The organism is Pontibacter rugosus (genome assembly GCF_042678745.1).
Classification (GTDB): Bacteria; Bacteroidota; Bacteroidia; order Cytophagales; family Hymenobacteraceae; genus Pontibacter; species Pontibacter rugosus.
Genome location: NZ_JBHTLD010000112.1, coordinates 1 through 16,465, shown reverse-complemented (window position 1 = coordinate 16,465; position 16,465 = coordinate 1). Strand labels below are relative to the sequence as shown.

The 16,465-nt window shown below is 44.9% G+C and carries 14 protein-coding genes; 10 read left to right on the top strand and 4 right to left on the bottom strand.

All coding sequences use genetic code 11. From position 1 onward, the window contains the following. Positions 1-733 precede the first annotated feature (733 nt). The 4 genes from ACFQ2O_RS12685 to ACFQ2O_RS12670 all read right to left on the bottom strand — a co-directional run bounded on the left by ACFQ2O_RS12685 (position 734) and on the right by ACFQ2O_RS12670 (position 5,977). Entirely contained in the window at positions 734-3,067 is a 2,334-nt protein-coding gene (locus ACFQ2O_RS12685; RefSeq protein WP_377528149.1) for an ABC transporter permease, read from the bottom strand. Between the two features lie 391 nt (positions 3,068-3,458). Beyond that, positions 3,459-3,974, bottom strand: a complete 516-nt coding sequence (locus ACFQ2O_RS12680) for a hypothetical protein (RefSeq protein WP_377528147.1) — start codon at positions 3,972-3,974, stop codon at positions 3,459-3,461. A gap of 347 nt (positions 3,975-4,321) precedes the next feature. Continuing rightward, positions 4,322-4,960, bottom strand: coding sequence for a DUF2490 domain-containing protein (locus tag ACFQ2O_RS12675; protein WP_377528146.1), 639 nt, complete (start codon positions 4,958-4,960; stop codon positions 4,322-4,324). Between the two features lie 123 nt (positions 4,961-5,083). Further along, complete coding sequence (locus ACFQ2O_RS12670) at positions 5,084-5,977, bottom strand: class I SAM-dependent methyltransferase (protein WP_377528151.1); 894 nt, start codon at positions 5,975-5,977, stop codon at positions 5,084-5,086. Between the two features lie 105 nt (positions 5,978-6,082). Between ACFQ2O_RS12670 and dapF the strand changes: the two genes are divergently transcribed. From dapF to ACFQ2O_RS12620, 10 genes are all read left to right on the top strand, one after another. Continuing rightward, entirely contained in the window at positions 6,083-6,868 is a 786-nt protein-coding gene (gene dapF / locus ACFQ2O_RS12665) for a diaminopimelate epimerase (RefSeq protein WP_377528143.1), read from the top strand. 73 nt (positions 6,869-6,941) lie between these two features. Then, complete coding sequence (locus ACFQ2O_RS12660; protein ID WP_377528141.1) at positions 6,942-7,460, top strand: GNAT family N-acetyltransferase; 519 nt, start codon at positions 6,942-6,944, stop codon at positions 7,458-7,460. 3 nt (positions 7,461-7,463) lie between these two features. Beyond that, positions 7,464-7,916 (top strand): GNAT family N-acetyltransferase, encoded by a 453-nt coding sequence (locus tag ACFQ2O_RS12655; protein WP_377528139.1) that lies wholly within the window; start codon positions 7,464-7,466, stop codon positions 7,914-7,916. Positions 7,917-8,192: 276 nt separating this feature from the next. Next, the gene (secA, locus tag ACFQ2O_RS12650; protein WP_377528137.1) at positions 8,193-11,567 is read left to right on the top strand and encodes a preprotein translocase subunit SecA; all 3,375 of its coding nucleotides are present in this window, start codon (positions 8,193-8,195) and stop codon (positions 11,565-11,567) included. Between the two features lie 118 nt (positions 11,568-11,685). Then, the gene (deoC, locus tag ACFQ2O_RS12645; protein WP_377528135.1) at positions 11,686-12,357 is read left to right on the top strand and encodes a deoxyribose-phosphate aldolase; all 672 of its coding nucleotides are present in this window, start codon (positions 11,686-11,688) and stop codon (positions 12,355-12,357) included. Beyond that, complete coding sequence (locus ACFQ2O_RS12640; protein WP_377528133.1) at positions 12,341-12,859, top strand: sporulation protein; 519 nt, start codon at positions 12,341-12,343, stop codon at positions 12,857-12,859. The genes deoC and ACFQ2O_RS12640 overlap by 17 nt, the downstream gene beginning before the upstream one ends. 231 nt (positions 12,860-13,090) lie before the next feature. Further along, positions 13,091-14,281 (top strand): M20 metallopeptidase family protein, encoded by a 1,191-nt coding sequence (locus ACFQ2O_RS12635; RefSeq protein ID WP_377528131.1) that lies wholly within the window; start codon positions 13,091-13,093, stop codon positions 14,279-14,281. Positions 14,282-14,286: 5 nt separating this feature from the next. Next, positions 14,287-14,886 carry a hypothetical protein gene (locus tag ACFQ2O_RS12630; RefSeq protein ID WP_377528129.1) on the top strand — a complete coding sequence of 200 codons (600 nt, stop codon included), beginning with the start codon at positions 14,287-14,289 and terminating at the stop codon, positions 14,884-14,886. A gap of 19 nt (positions 14,887-14,905) precedes the next feature. After that, complete coding sequence (locus ACFQ2O_RS12625) at positions 14,906-15,697, top strand: hypothetical protein (protein WP_377528127.1); 792 nt, start codon at positions 14,906-14,908, stop codon at positions 15,695-15,697. Between the two features lie 157 nt (positions 15,698-15,854). Beyond that, positions 15,855-16,370 (top strand): Hsp20/alpha crystallin family protein, encoded by a 516-nt coding sequence (locus tag ACFQ2O_RS12620; RefSeq protein WP_377528125.1) that lies wholly within the window; start codon positions 15,855-15,857, stop codon positions 16,368-16,370. The last annotated feature ends 95 nt before the right edge of the window (positions 16,371-16,465 follow it).

Sequence of the window (16,465 nt, the reverse complement as noted above, 5' to 3'; positions counted from 1 at the left end):
ATTAAGAGATAGGGTATTTAATATGTATTAAGTTTAAGGCAATCCAGTATTTTCGTTCAGCCACTTAGCTCGACTTTAGCATTAAGCAGCATTGGCCAGCATATGCTGCTTAATGCTAAAGTCGAGCTAAGGGCATGTTTAAGATTCATGCTTTGCGCTGTAAGCTGCCTGTAACGGAACCTGTCTTCACGCTTTTCTCGCCCCATAGCGCTGCTATGAAGCTCTAAAACCGCTTTGCTAGAACCCTTTCCATGCAGCTTTCGCTTGCAAAAACTAAATTTAAACAAGCTCTTAACTCAGATTCTGGTTCATCCAATCTGCAGCCCGTCTGTACTAATACGGTTAAGCTAAGCAGTAATGCCTTGACAACTGTTCTTATTTTTATCTTGGCCACTCCTTAAATTTTATAAGATTAACTGCTATTGCACCCAACGTTTAGCATAGCAGATGGCGAGGCGATAGCCGAAGAGTAACTGCTATACCTTGGGCGCGGGTGTATTTTAAAAGAAAGATACTTAGATTATCCAGAGGGTGCAAGTCCCTTATAGGCGAGTTGGTGAAGCCTATTAACAAGCCGCAGGGTGGTTTGGGGTGAGGCGTGCGGTGAAGAAAGGTAGACTGCATAATCCGGTACTGACGGACAGAAACTGCATTGTCGTCATAGTGTCACGGAATAGAATTAAATTAATTGTCTCGCCATCTTTATAACTTGCCGATGCATATTTTGCCTATCTTACTCTGCTTTTAAAACTTTTACAGGTTCAACATGCGCTGCTCGAATGGTTTGGGACAGGACCGTCAGTAGCCCGACTATGGCAACCAAACCAAAGCCTATGCTTACATTTATAAAACTCAAATCAACAAGACTGCTGCCTATATCTTGTCTAATTAAATCACCGCCAAATAAGCCAGCCGGAACACCGATAAGTCCGGCAATCAGGATAAGAATGCCGAAATTTTTGGTAACTATCCACACTAATTCTTTGTTGCTTGCTCCCAATACTTTTCTTATACCCAGTTCTTTCGTGCGTGTTTCTACAGAGTAACTGGCTATGCCTAAAATACCTAGACCAGCTATTATCACAACTATAAGGGCTAAGCCTCCAAGAATCTCCATTTCTCCACTGATTTTCTCTGGATAACGGTGCTCTTTTAAGTTATAAAGATTTGCTGTTTTTTCAGGAAAATGGTTTTTCCATAAGGCTTGAATGGCTTTGGTTGCATCCAGTTCTGTATTCGGATTAATTTTAATGGTCAAGGTGGTTATTTCATTAGGCAAATACCGATATATTAAAGGGCGTTGTTGGCCAATAATTTCATTGGGCATGATGCCAATGACCTGTACATAGGAAGAGTCCAGTGATAGCGTTTGCCCCACTATATTCTCCGATTCAGGTTCCAGCAATTTTGCGGCAGCTTCATTCACCAAAACATATTGCTCCATATTCTGGGGCATATTCGCAGGGAAATTTTGGCCCGATTTTAAGCTGATACCTTCTGTTTTAATTATTTTGGGGTCAATACTTACGTTATACATTTCCAGCGTTTTATCTTTTAATGTTACAGAAGATTTGCCCATTTGCATCGGTTCATAAAACCAGTTAGTTGCCAAAGTCGTTTCTACCTGGCTTAACTGGCTTATTTCGTTTTGCAGGTTTTTATAATTTTCACCCTTTAAATCAAGTGTCAGCACATGGGGTGACACGGTTGAGTTAATGATGGCGTTGTTTTTTCTATCGTAATCGGCTACTATGACAACCAATATCATCAGCATGATGGTCACTGAAAACTGTACGACAATCAAAGCTTTGTAAACAGCAATACTCTGGAACAGTCTGATATTCTTCAATTTGCGCAAAACCTGTATGGGCTGAAACGCTGACAACAGCCAAGACGGAAGTGCCCCAGCGACTAAGCCTGTGATAACTGCGTAGATCAACAAGCCTAAAATTAAGGTTGTGTCATAGGAAAACGCCGTATCCATTTCGGGTATGTAGTGCGTCAAAATTTCAACACATGGCATTGTAAACATCAAAGCAAATAGGGAAATAAGGGTGGATTCAGTTAAAAACTGACCAATAATTTGTCTTCTTGTGGCGCCTATCGTCTTGCGAATACCTACTTCTTTCGCTCGGGAGAAGGCACGCGCCAATGTCAAACTTATATAGTTGAAAGCAGATAAAAGAGTTAAGGCTAGAATTAAAAACAGCTGTATTTTTATGCCCGTCCAATCGGTGCCCGCATCGCGGTCATTCTGAATGTCATTGTTTCGAGGAGTAATAGCCTCTATAGGTTGTGCCAAAAATTGAAGAGTGCTCTTATCCAATTTCTGATTATAGTTTTGGAGCGTTGTATTGAGCGGCGTTAAATTATCTTCTGATTTTAAACGTGCATAAATCGCTGTACTCTTGAAGTCTCCCCAATTTTGTGCACTAGTAGGGAGTGCTCCTTTTTTCTCAAGCACTTCGGCAGCACTCATAGCAAGCATGGCCTCAATAGGTAGGTGTGTTTCTAAAGGCGGGTCTTGGATAATTCCCCCGACGGTATAAGCACCTAACTTTTCAAGTTGAATCGTTTTTCCTAAAGCATTGGCGGTGCCAAATATTTTTTCTGCTGTTTTTTCAGTTAAGAAAAGCGAAGTGGGATTATCTGTAAGGCTTTGTGCATTGCCTGACAGTAGTTTAAAGCCAAAAACATCAAAGAAAGAAGGCTCTGAAAATTTTATATCAATAGGCACATCGCCTCCGTCGGTTTGCAGGTTATGTTTTCCTGCCAGACGCACTTTTACCGTTTTTTCAACAAAGGAGATACTTTCTATTTGAGGCGCCAACGGCAATGGAGCTGTGGGCCATTTGATTTTTTCCGCCTCATTTATTTCCTGCGTGAGTATCCTTACTATTTGATTTAATTTTGGATGAAAATGGTCTGTATCGTGATTGGCTTTTAGGCCTGTAAAAAGAATAACCCCAACCGCCATACTTAGCGACAAGCTCAGTATATTAACTAATGAAAAAAGTTTGTTTTTCCAGAGTATCCGTACAGCGATTTTAAGATTGTTCTTTATCACGACTTAAAGTGTTGATTATTAATGCAAGGAGACTAAATACTGAGGGGGAATCTCTCTCAATTCCATTTGCAAAATTAATTCCAAAATGCAACTCATTAGTTATCAGTATTATAGGTAATTGGTAATTAAGCACTGTTCGATTTCAGACACTTTACTGTATCGATTTGATACAGTAAAATGCAAAATATTTACACCCTATGATACTGCGTCACTTGATTTATATCAGTGGGTGTTAGCCTTGGAGAAGCTTATTGGTAGGATTGTCAAATGGGGCTTTGCTGTCTGGGAACATTTGTGATGTTACACGGAAAGGTATTATTGCTAATGTGCTCGTGCATAATGTGGGCAAGGCTTTATCCAGAGCCTAGATTATGAACCTTGTTGGCTGATGTTATTCTTCATCTCTTATTTCTTCTACACCCAAAGGGCCGACTACAAGATGACGACCTGATTCATGCTTATTGTTTAGTAGTCGCCAATACTCTGAGAATTCATATTTGCTTGAAAGTGTGGGGAAGAGTGTGAGACAAAAATCTTCAGCGAATTTTATTTCAAGCCCACCATAATGATCAGTTGCTACTGCGTTTACTTTGAACTGTTGTGTATCAAATAGTTTCTGAAGTTTGATATCTCTTAAGTTGGCCATTGGTTTATCCCATTCGAAATCTGGATCATAATCGCCATTCTCAGTAGGTTGTTCAAAGAGGTCCTCACTACCTACTATAATTTCTTTTTTATTTGTCAGTCTCCACGGACATTGAATATGCAGGCCAAACTCTCCTATAAGGCCTTTACCAGCAGATTGTAATTTGCCAAATTGAAAACATTGCATGTTAGCAGCTCTTGTTGTCCTTGACAACTCAAGTCCCATTAAAGCTAGCAAAAACTCATTGAGTTCCTTTTTCAAATTCTGTATCCTTAATCTCTATCAATTTATACTTCTTCATATTTTAAACACCACATGACTAGTGTATAGCAGGAGTGCTGCTCCTATACTATACACCCAATATAGACAGATATACGGAACTGTGCTATCGGATATACTGAGCTGTATATAGTTTCTACCTTCTCATAGAGCTAAACCTAAACAACGTTCCTAGTGGCAATTTCCTGTCATCGTCATGCAGCAGGTATAGCACGCCCAGTTGCTAGGTATGTACTTGCTCTCTAAAAAGCTTATCCTATAAAAAAGAGCTAGTACCAAACTTTATGTCATGGCACTAGCTCTTAGTAAAATTATCTAGGAAAATAGCTTTAAAAGCTATGGTGCAGACCAACCTGAAGCTGGTTTTTGCCCCAGTTGTCTGTTTTTTGGTTCATGTAGCCCAGTTGTAATCTTAGGTCTTGTTTTATAACATAGCCGAGGCCGGCATATGCCCTATTTCGGTCAAAGTACTCCACCGTTCTGCCATCTCCAATGTTTTGCTGCCCGTTAATGAAAATCTCGTTGTACAGGGCCAGGTAAACAGCATTTTCCTCAAGGTTAGCTTTATTGAGTGGTACATTTAACATCAGGTTATATCGGTAGCGCGTACGGAGATCCTGATTTTCGACGAAGCGTTGCTCGAACCGAAACCTGTTGTTTACATAAAACCGGCTGCCTACTTTAACCGGAACCAGCGCTTCCTGGTATATTCTGCTTTCACTGGTAGTAGCGTCGCTGGAGCCGTATGCCCCGGTGGTGATATTGGCATAACCTAGTGTAAAGGTAACATTGGCATGACGCGGAGCATAAGTTAGTCCGCCGCGCACGAGCAGTTGCTCTAAGTCGCCGGCAATGTTCCAGTTGCGGTATTGTATGTCTCCCTGCACTCCCCACTGGCTGTCTTTAAACGTGGTATTAAAGAAATACATATACCAGGCGCCTAACTTGTCTTCGTTTACTTGTGCCATGACTGCTTTTGGTAAAAAAAGGCTAACAGCAATCAGTGCTAACAGTATTCTTTTATTCATTTTGTACTTCAAACCAATTTTTAAAACATGCATACTTTAATACAAAGTCAACGCTGGGCGTAATTACCTCCCCACAGAGCTAAACCGAAAGAAAGTCCCCAGTGGCAGGCGGCGGTTACCGCTATCGTGCAAGTATAGCTCTCCTAATTCTTCGTTTTGTACTTGCTCGCCAAATGTCTCACGCATCAGGTTGTCCAGGATCATGGCAGAGAAGCCGATAGAGTAGAGGTTGATGAGCAGGAAATAGTCGGTGCCATCCAGCATTTCGCGGCAAAGTTTGATCATCTCGTTCAGTTCATCCTCCAGCTGCCATTTCTCACCGTTCGGGCCACGGCCGTAGCTCGGCGGGTCAAGTATAATGCCGTTGTACTTATTGCCACGCTTTACTTCACGGCGGGCATACTTCATGGCATCTTCCACAAGCCAGCGCACGTTATCAAGATTGCTGGCTTCCATGTTATCGCGGGCCCAGAAGTTCACCTGCTTGATGGAGTCGAGGTGGGTAACATCAGCACCAGCAGCTTTAGCAGCCAACGTAGCAGCGCCCGTATAGGCAAACATGTTCAGCACCTTTGGCTGTGGTGTTTTCAGGTTTTTAGTCGTGTCGTAGATAAATTTCCAGTTGCTATCCTGCTCTGGAAACAGGCCCACATGCTTAAAAGAAGATAAGCCTAAGCGGAAACGCAGCTTCAGGTCGTTATAAGTATAGTTGATGAACCACTGCTCCGGCATTCCTTTTTTCAGCTTCCACTGGCCTTTCTCCTGGCTGCCCTTGTCGCGGGTAAATACGGCGTTAGCCAGTCGTTGCCACTCCTGCTCCGGCAGGTGCTTGTCCCAAATAGCCTGGGGCTCAGGGCGTGCTACATAATAGTCACCAAAACGCTCCAACTTCTCAAAATTTCCAGAATCCACTAATTCGTAGTCGGCCCAGTTTTCTGTAGTTAAAAAGGAATACATATCTTTGTCGTTTATTTCTGGCAGTGTGCCGGTTGGGGCAAAAGTACTCATTATCCTCCTAACCTAAAAAATGCACGCTGCTACGGTTTTATTTGTTATACATACATGGCAATAAGCTTTTATAAATACCAGGGCACGGGCAACGACTTCGTGATGGTAGATAACCGTAAACATACTTTCCCGGCCGAAGATGAAGCGCTGGTGAAATCTCTCTGCGACCGCCGTACAGGAGTAGGGGCAGATGGGCTGATTCTGTTGCAGGATCATCCGGACTATGACTTTGAGATGGTATACTACAATGCCGATGGTCGGTTAGGGTCTATGTGTGGAAATGGTGCCCGCTGCACCGTTCGCTTTGCCCGTCAATTAGGTGTAATTGAGGATGTAGCCTGTTTTCTGGCAGCCGATGGTGAGCACCAGGCAAACGTGGAGCGCGACCTTATTCAGCTGAAAATGACAGATGTAAAGGACGTAGAGCAGATCGGAGAAGATTACTACCTGAACACTGGATCGCCACACTATGTACGCTTTGTGGATGATGTGGAGGCGCTGGATGTATACGAAGAGGGGCAGGCTATTCGCTATAACGAACGCTTTAAAGAGGGAGGCACTAACGTAAACTTTGTACAGCGCCTGTCAGATAACGAAATCTTTGTACGCACCTATGAGCGTGGTGTAGAAGATGAAACCCTTTCCTGCGGAACAGGTGTAACAGCCTGTGCGCTAGTGGCAAGCCTGAAGGGTATGCAAAGCCCTATAAAAGTAAAAGTAATGGGAGGCGAACTGCAGGTTGCCTTTGAGAGCAATGGCGAAGGTGGCTTTAAATACATCTACCTCATTGGTCCGGCAAAGCAGGTTTTTAGCGGCTCTATTGCTGCACAGATAGTATAAACTTAAAGTATAAATGAAACCGTCAGCAGAAGTACTGTTGGCGGTTTTTTTTTAAAGAAAGCATAGCCACAACGTGTTTTTGAAATCAGACCAAACCTACCTGCGAGCTTTAGAGCCAACAGACCTGGACTTTCTCTACTCCCTGGAGAACGACATTTCGGTGTGGCATGTAGGCAATACCCTTACGCCATATTCTAAATTCGTGCTGGAGGCCTACCTGGAGAACGCTACACTGGACATTTACACTGCGAAACAGTTGCGACTGGCAATCTGTAACCAAGCGCATAAAGCAGTAGGTGCTATTGACCTTTTTGACTTCGACCCACTGCACCGCCGGGCAGGTGTAGGCATCGTGGTAACGGCTGAACACAGGGGCAACGGACATGCTAAAGAGGCGCTGGAGCTGTTGCTTGGCTACTGCAAACAAACGCTGCAGCTACACCAGGTTTACTGTTCTGTTACCGCTACCAATCTGCCAAGTATAAATCTCTTCACACAAGCTGGTTTTGAGCAGGTAGGCGTACGTAAAGACTGGCTTAAGACATCTGATGGCTGGGAGGATGTGGTGGAGATGCAGCATTTATACAGATAAAGTATGAGTATGCTATTTCGGAAAGCTACAGCCGCAGACATAGAAGGTATGTCTAGGGTACGGTTGGCAGTGCACGAGAATAAGCTGTCAGAGCCTTCTCGGGTTACGCACGAGAGTTACCGACAGATGATAAATGAGAAAGGTGCAGGATGGGTGTGTGAGGTTGTTGGGCAAGTAGTAGGCTTCGCCATTGTTGACATAACAACTGCAAATGTGTGGGCCCTTTTTGTTGACCCTGCGCATGAAGCCAAAGGTATAGGCCGAAAACTACACAACAATATGTTAGCTTGGAGCTTTGCCCAAGGACTACCGAAGTTATGGCTAGGCACTGGCCCAGGTACCCGTGCCGAAAAGTTTTACAGAAGCGCAGGCTGGCAGGAAGTTGGAAAGCAGGCAAACGGCGAGATAAAGTTTGAGTTGGCACAGCAAGACTTTGTTCTGGAGAACCTAGACTAGCCTTATAACCGTGAGCTGTATACTCCTATATTATGCTCCGGCTAAACCATACTGAACTTCTGACACATTGCCACACGTTACTATTATGTGGCATAGCCAATTATGCCCTATACAGCTAAATAGCAATAGCCTTATACTTATTCGGTAAATATGGCAGAACAATATGCAGGCTTCCATTCTGGTATTGTTTTAGTGCAAAGCATTAGATATATCAGAAAAAAGTCTATTTTTGACGATATTGCAAACAGAGAAATCACTTAAGCAAAACAAATACAGATGTTCGATTTTTTCGGGAAAACCGTTGCGAAAATATTCGGAACTAAATCCGACAGAGATATAAAAGAGGTACTGCCTTATGTATCAAAAATAAATGAGGAGTACACCAAGCTTAGCGGCCTGACTGATGATGAGCTTCGTGGAAAGACTTTTGAAATCAAAGGGATCATTGATGAGCGCCTGAAGCCTATCGATACTAAGATCGCGGCGCTGCATCAGCGTGTGGCCGATGAGCCGGAGCTTAATATCGTGCAGAAGGAAAATATTTTCTCAGAGATCGATGAACTGGAGAAAGACCGCAATAAAGAACTGGAGGTAGTGCTGATGGAAGTGCTGCCAACGGGTTTTGCCGTTGTAAAAGAAACCTCGCGCCGCTGGAAAGAAAACGGACAGTTGGTAGTTACAGCTACTGACCACGACCGTATGATTGCGGCGCGTAAAGTAAACGTGCAGATTGAAGGTGAAAAGGCAACTTGGGCCAACACATGGCTGGCTGCCGGAAGCGAAATTACCTGGGATATGCTGCACTACGATGTACAGCTGATTGGTGGCGTTGTGCTGCACCAGGGTAAAATTGCCGAGATGGCGACAGGTGAAGGTAAAACATTGGTAGCAACGCTACCTGCTTACCTGAACGCACTTGCCAAGCGCGGGGTGCATGTGGTAACAGTAAACGATTACCTGGCCAAGCGTGACTCTGAGTGGATGGCGCCTTTGTTCGAGTTCCATGGTCTGACCATCGACTGCATCGACAGACACCAGCCAAACTCTGAGGCCCGCCGCAATGCTTACAAAGCAGATATCACCTACGGCACAAATAACGAGTTCGGCTTTGATTACCTGCGCGACAACATGAGCCGCGAACCACAGGACCTGGTACAGCGCAAGCACCATTATGCCATGGTCGATGAGGTTGACTCTGTATTGATCGATGATGCCCGTACGCCGCTGATCATTTCTGGTCCGGTGCCGCGTGGTGATGAACATGAATTCTATCAACTGAAGCCACGCATTGCAATGCTGGTAGAGGCGCAGCGTAAAGTAGTGTCTAATTTCCTGACAGAAGCTAAACGCCTGATCAAAGAAGGCAATACTCAGGATGGTGGTTTATCACTGTTCAGAGCGTATCGTGGTCTGCCGAAGAGCAAGCCGTTGATCAAGTTCCTGAGCGAGACAGGGAACCGTGCCATCATGCAGAAAATAGAAAACTTCTACCTGCAGGATAATTCGCGCCAGATGCCAGAGGCAGATGAGCCATTATACTTCACCATCGACGAAAAGCACAACCAGATTGAACTGACAGAAAAAGGTGTTGACTTGATCACAGGCCAGGGCGAAGATCCAAGCTTCTTTATCATGCCGGACATCGGAATGGAGATTGCTGAGATCGAAAATGATAAGTCGGTTTCACATGAGGAGCAGCTGCATAAGAAAGAGCAACTGATCGCAGACTTCCAGGAGAAATCAAAGCGTATCCATACTATTAACCAATTGCTGAAGGCCTATACTTTGTTCGAGAAAGACACAGAGTATATTGTAACGCCTGACCATAAGGTTAAAATTGTAGATGAGCAGACGGGCCGCGTAATGGAAGGCCGTCGTTACTCAGATGGTTTGCACCAGGCAATTGAGGCGAAGGAAAACGTGAAGGTGGAAGATGCCACTCAGACCTACGCCACGGTTACGCTGCAGAACTACTTCCGTATGTACCACAAGCTTTCTGGTATGACGGGTACTGCCGAAACAGAGGCAGGCGAGTTCTGGGATATCTATAAACTGGATGTGGTGGTGATTCCAACCAACCGTCCGATCTCCAGAAAAGACGAGCACGACAAAGTATACAAAACTGTTCGGGAAAAGTATAATGCCGTTGCCGACGAGATTGTGGAGCTGACAGAAAAAGGCCGTCCGGTGCTGGTAGGTACAACTTCGGTTGAGATATCAGAACTGCTGAGCCGTATGCTGACGCTGCGCAAAATCAAGCACCAGGTACTGAACGCGAAGATGCACCAGAAAGAGGCAGAAATCGTGTCGGAGGCTGGTAAGCCAGGCACAGTAACGATTGCTACTAACATGGCCGGTCGTGGTACCGACATCAAGCTGGCTCCTGAGTCTAAAGCTGCCGGTGGTTTGGCCATTGTAGGTACAGAGCGTCATGAGTCGCGCCGTGTAGACCGCCAGTTGCGTGGTCGTGCCGGTCGCCAGGGTGACCCGGGTTCTTCTCAGTTCTTCGTGAGTTTGGAAGATAACCTGATGCGCCTGTTCGGCTCAGATCGTATTGCCCGCCTGATGGACCGTATGGGTTTGGAAGAAGGAGAGGTTATCCAGCACTCTATGATCACGAACTCTATTGAGCGTGCACAGAAGAAAGTAGAGGAAAACAACTTCGGACAGCGCAAGCGCCTGCTGGAGTATGACGACGTGATGAATGCACAGCGTGAGGTTGTGTATAAACGCCGCCGCAATGCCCTTTATGGTGAGCGTCTGGAGCTGGATATCTGGAATATGATCTATGATATCAGCGAAGATGTAATTGTGAGCTACAAGAACATCAACGACTACGAAAACTTCCAGCTACACGTACTGCGTGTGTTCGGTATTGAGTCTTCTATCACGGATGCGGAATTCAGAAGCACACCAGCTAATCAGTTGTCGGAGCGCCTGTACAACGAAGCCCTGAACCATTACCTGGAGCGCAACAGACAGACGGCTGCACAAGCATATCCGATCATTGCTGATATCCACCAGAACCGTGGGCCGATGATTGAGAACGTAGCTGTGCCGTTTACTGATGGCAAGCGCCAGTTGGCTGCCGTGGCAAACCTGACCAAAGCTTTTGAATCGCAGGGGCTGGAGCTGCTGCGCTCTATGGAGAAGATCATTACGTTGGGCACCATCGACCAAGCCTGGACAGAGCACCTGCGCCAGATGGACGACCTGAAGCAAAGTGTACAGAATGCGGTATACGAGCAGAAAGATCCATTATTGATCTACAAGTTCGAGTCATTTGAGCTGTTCAAGCGCATGATCGGCAAAGTGAATGAGCAGACAATTCAGTTCCTGTTCCATGCTTATATTCCGGTGCAGGCACCAGAGCAAGTACAGCAGCCAGTAAGGCCACCTATGGCTCCGAAAGCACCTGTGCTGAAAGAGCAGAAGCAGGAGGTACACTCTTCACTTGAAAACCAGAGCGGGCAAACCACCACTGAAGCACCAGAGCCAGAGCGTATCATGCCAGCGCACTCACAGAAAGTGGCTGGCCGCAACGACCGTGTAAACGTGCAGTATAGCGACGGACGCGTGGTGAAAGATGTAAAGTATAAAAGTGTAGAAGACGACCTGCTGCATAATCGCTGCGTGTTGATCGAAGAATAAAAAAGCAGCAGCCACTAATACATCATTAGTGGCTGCTTTATGTTTACTTAGTTTCAGATAAAGGATATAGGGGAAAGAAGTCTTTCATCTTATGTCCTTTGTCTTTTAAATAACTTTTATGACAGGACAAGATGTAGCGCCTTACATAGACCACACCATACTTAAACCCGACGCCACAGAGGAGCAGGTAAAGCAGCTATGTGAGGAAGCAAGCAAGTATAGTTTTGCCGCTGTATGTGTGCCACCGTGTTATGTAACGCTAGCAAAGCAGTATTTGGGCGAAAACTCAAATATAAATATAGCTACGGTAGTAGGTTTCCCACTAGGGTATCAGCACGCCAAAGTTAAGTTTCTGGAAACACACCAGGCCATAGCTGACGGCGCAAACGAAATTGATGTGGTCATCAATATATCAGCCCTCAAGTCTGGCAAGTATGACGCGGTAGAAAATGAGCTGAGCGATCTGGCAAAGTTCTGCCACTTAAAAGATGCGGAGCTGAAAGTAATTATTGAGACTGCGCTTTTAACAGAAGACGAAATCGTGAAGGCCTGCGAACTATGTGTAAATGCCGGAGCAGATTATGTAAAAACCTCAACCGGTTTTGCAAGCCAGGGAGCTACTGTGGCACACGTGCAACTTATGCGCCGTGTATTACCTGAAAACATGAAAATAAAAGCAGCTGGAGGCATCCGAACATTTGAAGATGCAGCGGCGTTAATTAAAGCCGGAGCCGATAGGTTAGGCTGCTCGGCCAGTATACAAATTGTAAGTCATGAACAGAATTCTTAGTCTCCTTCTTTCGCTGGTCCTGCTTATAGGCAGCTCCTGTGCCTCTTCGTCAGCTTCCAGCACCAGCAGGTCTGGTGGCAATGATACAGGTAAGGCTACTGCCGTGAAAGAAGATCTTAGCGTGTACCGCCCAAAGTATGAGGTGCCAGAAGCCAATGCTACAGCAGCCCGTGTAGAGCCAACAAGCCATAACAATGAGCAAGTGGCAGTACTGATGGATACTGTGGCTAGCGTTAACAAAAATATCAAGTATGCGCAAGGCTATAGAATACTGGCCTATAATGGATCTGAGCGGCAGACGGTAATGAATCTCCGTAAAAGCATCATATCAAGAGTACCCAATGAAAAAGATTATTTAACCTACAATCAGCCAAACTTCCGGTTAATGGTAGGTGACTTTTTTAATCGGGTGGAAGCACAGCAGGTGCTGAACCAAATCTCTGACCTCGTTCCCAATGCGCAAATTGTGCAGGACAAGATTAACATCAGAAAGAGCTATTAAAGTAAGAAGCGGTATATAGCAACTAGAAAGAAAACGTTGTAGCCAGAAGCTGGCTGCAACGTTTTTTATTTTTAACTTGCTTAAAGGCCGCTTAGCCTAAAGTTTATCCTTAGTGCCTGATGCAAGCCTATGCTTGTAGGCACGAATTGCAAAATCAAATGTAGAAGCATCTTTTGGAGTAAGGTGCAAGCAAATGTCTGCATCAGATTTCAGGATTTTGAAATAAAAAGCATGTCACAGTTAACAGATAAAATAAAGCAACTCGCTCAAGCTTACGGCCCTGATACAGTACAGGTGCGCCGGCATATACATGCTAACCCAGAATTGTCTTTTGAGGAGTATAATACAGCTGCCTATGTGAAGCAGGTGCTGGAAGAGTATGGAATAGCTGCCGAGAGTATAGCTACTACAGGTTTAGTTGCTATGGTAAAAGGCAAGAATCCTGAGAAAAGAACCATTGCGCTGCGTGGCGATATGGATGCGCTGCCGATAGTAGAGGCGAATGATGTAGCTTATAAATCAAAGGTAGAAGGCGTGATGCATGCCTGTGGCCATGATGTGCATACAGCCTCTTTGTTAGGTGCTGCACGTATATTACAGGACTTGCGTGAGGAGTTTGAAGGAACAGTGAAGCTTGTTTTTCAGCCGGGAGAAGAGAAGTTCCCCGGCGGGGCATCCTTAATGATCAAAGAAGGCGTGTTGCAAAATCCGGCTCCGGCAAGTATAGTGGGGCAGCATGTGTTTCCGTTACTTCCGGCGGGCAAAGTCGGTTTCCGCGAAGGTATGTACATGGCCAGTGCCGATGAAATATACATCACTGTAAAAGGCAAGGGCGGCCATGCAGCTATGCCGGAGTCTAACATAGATCCGGTACTAATCTCTTCGCATCTGATTGTGGCGCTACAGCAGATCGTGAGCCGGCATGCCAGTCCTAAGGTGCCTTCTGTGCTATCGTTTGGTAAGGTAGAGGCAAAAGGAGCCACCAACGTAATTCCGGACGAGGTAAAGATAGAAGGTACCTTCCGGACCATGAACGAAGTATGGCGCAAAGAGGCGCACCAGAAAATAAAAAAGCTGGCCGAAGGCCTCTGCGAAAGTATGGGGGGCAGCTGCAATATTGATATTAAGAACGGTTATCCTTTCCTGCAGAACGATCCGGTGGTTACAAGTATAGCCCGCCAGGCAGCCGTAACTTATTTAGGAGAAGAAAACGTGGTTGAGCTTGATTTATGGATGGGAGCAGAGGACTTTGCTTATTACACGCAGGAGGTGCCAGCTTGCTTTTACCGGTTAGGTACGCGTAACGAAGCCCGTGGAATAACCTCCGGTGTGCATACTCCGACATTTGATATAGATGAGACCGCACTGGAAACAAGTATCGGTTTAATGGCCTTCATAGCTTTGCAGGAACTGGCACGTTAACGCCTATGGAAACAGTTGGTGCAGAATTCAAACTGCCTGCGGGCTTGTTTAAACAGAAGAAGGTGCTGAGGCTACTGCCTGATTGCCTCGAATATGAGAACAAGTACTCCAAGCTGCACTTCTTTACCAAAGTTCCTAAAGAGGCTATCATTGATATACGGTACGGTACAGACTGGATTATCTGGTACAGATTTTATGTTGGCTGTGCCTATTGGATAGAGCTTAAAACACAGGACGACAAAATTCATAAAATCAGGTTTTACGGCTACTTCGGAGAAACAGAACGCTACAGGAAGATTTATGTAAGTATAATAGAACTCCTTTGGGATTACTTTCTTGATGATATAGTAGAGAGGCACCTGCATCACTTCTCTACTACTAAAGAGATAGAGCTAGGTCGTTTTTTGCTTACGGAGGCAGGCCTTGCTTCACCGGAAAATAACTTGTTCATTAACTGGACTGATGTGGAAGTGAAAGAGTATGAAACCTATTACATGCTGTTTAACCGGCAACAGCCACACATCAACCGGGCCACACGTCAAGGCGACTGGGAAACAGAAGTACTGGTAAGTGTCATCGAGGCGATTCAGCAAAAATTAGCTTGAAACTAATCAAATAACATCCATGAAAAAGCTATACTTCCTACTTATACTTTGTCTCCCGTTACTAGCGCAGGCGCAGCGAAAAGTAACAGTTCCTTCAGCTATCTGGCCGGAGTTGCAGGTAAGTTATGGTGTAGGCGAAGAAGGAGTGCTGTTTTTCCGGAACGGCTACCGCATCAACACCGACAGCGATTTTAATGACCTGAAGGAAACTGGACTGCTAAGCAATTTTGAGCGGGTGGAGCTGAGCCTGGGCTATGAACATACTATTACAGATCATTGGCGTGGTGGAGCACTAGTGCGCTATGCAGCTGAAAACAATCCTAAAACAAGCTTTTATACTTTGTTTCTGCGGCACAACGGCGAGGTAAAAGGTTTATATTTTAACAAGCAGCTGATGTTTGAGTATGTAAATCAGGAAAACCAGGATGCCACCGGGCGCTACCATTTAATGGCAGAGTTGGGAAAGCGCCTTCCGGTAGGTACTAAATTCCTGACTCCAAGCATAAGCTATGTAGGCATGATACGATCTGAGTTCGGCAAAGAGCAGGATGGTGTGCTGCCGGAGCGAAACATAGACCGCACCAGGTTACGCCTTAGCCTGAATTATGAGCTCACGGAGAAGCTACGCATTAACCCATACTTTATGCGCCAGACAGATTACTATTATGTGTTGATCCCGCCAGTATATGAAGATAACCAGATCATAGAAGATGGCTATAGAACCAAGCGCAACAGAATTATACCTGTATTTGGGTTGGAGCTAAAGTATAGCATTAATCGCATACCTCATACTGCCAGTATTGCCTACTAAATCCTTTCTAACTGAAAACTAGTCAGTTTATTACCTGTTTTTCTCATCTTGTAAATGACAATATTTCATGATGTAGCAGGATAATGCAGTTGGTACGTTTTTTACTATAGCTAAGGTATAATTAGATGTTTAATTACATTTAAAAGGAGGTAAAACCATGGCACTTAGCAGATACAATGGCATGCAAAATGATATGCCTAATACGTTCAGTTCTATGTTAGACAGATTTTTTAACGAGTCTGTAAATTCCAGAAACTTTTCAGGCTTCACTCCACACGTAGATGCCTGCGAAACCGAAAAAAGCTTTGAGATTGAAATCTCTTTGCCGGGAGTGGAAAAAGAGGATATCAGCATTGATTTCCAGGAAGGAAAGCTGACGATAACCGGTGAGCGCAAACTAGAGAAAAAAGAAGATGGCCGCCGCTACCATATGCTTGAAACACAGTATGGATCGTTTAGCAGATCCTTCTATCTGCCCGATAAAGTTAATCCAGATCAGATTTCGGCAATCTTTGAGAATGGTGTGCTGCTGGTGAATGTTCCGAAGGATGAGCAGAAGACAATGAAACGGCAGATCAGTATTTCTTCTGCACCTGCTGATTGCAAACCTAAAGCTAAAGCGATGCAGTCTAAAGAATTAGCTGGCTCAGAAAACGGATCAGCTAACAAGTAGCAAAATAAGAATTAAAAAAAGAGGCCAGCATTTCTGGCCTCTTTTTTGTTAATTAAGAGATATATAAACGTTACTACTAGCTGCATCAGACATAC

Bases quoted from the DNA above. Each gene is read 5' to 3' on its own strand.
- ACFQ2O_RS12620 (WP_377528125.1), top strand. From the start codon at position 15,855: ATGGCACTTAGCAGATACAATGGCATGCAAAATGATATGCCTAATACG.
- ACFQ2O_RS12655 (WP_377528139.1), top strand. From the start codon at position 7,464: ATGAGTATGCTATTTCGGAAAGCTACAGCCGCAGACATAGAAGGTATG.
- ACFQ2O_RS12625 (WP_377528127.1), top strand. From the start codon at position 14,906: ATGAAAAAGCTATACTTCCTACTTATACTTTGTCTCCCGTTACTAGCG.
- ACFQ2O_RS12640 (WP_377528133.1), top strand. From the start codon at position 12,341: ATGAACAGAATTCTTAGTCTCCTTCTTTCGCTGGTCCTGCTTATAGGC.
- secA (WP_377528137.1), top strand. From the start codon at position 8,193: ATGTTCGATTTTTTCGGGAAAACCGTTGCGAAAATATTCGGAACTAAA.
- deoC (WP_377528135.1), top strand. From the start codon at position 11,686: ATGACAGGACAAGATGTAGCGCCTTACATAGACCACACCATACTTAAA.
- ACFQ2O_RS12670 (WP_377528151.1), bottom strand. From the start codon at position 5,977: ATGTATTCCTTTTTAACTACAGAAAACTGGGCCGACTACGAATTAGTG.
- ACFQ2O_RS12635 (WP_377528131.1), top strand. From the start codon at position 13,091: ATGTCACAGTTAACAGATAAAATAAAGCAACTCGCTCAAGCTTACGGC.
- dapF (WP_377528143.1), top strand. From the start codon at position 6,083: ATGGCAATAAGCTTTTATAAATACCAGGGCACGGGCAACGACTTCGTG.
- ACFQ2O_RS12630 (WP_377528129.1), top strand. From the start codon at position 14,287: ATGGAAACAGTTGGTGCAGAATTCAAACTGCCTGCGGGCTTGTTTAAA.
- ACFQ2O_RS12675 (WP_377528146.1), bottom strand. From the start codon at position 4,960: ATGGCACAAGTAAACGAAGACAAGTTAGGCGCCTGGTATATGTATTTC.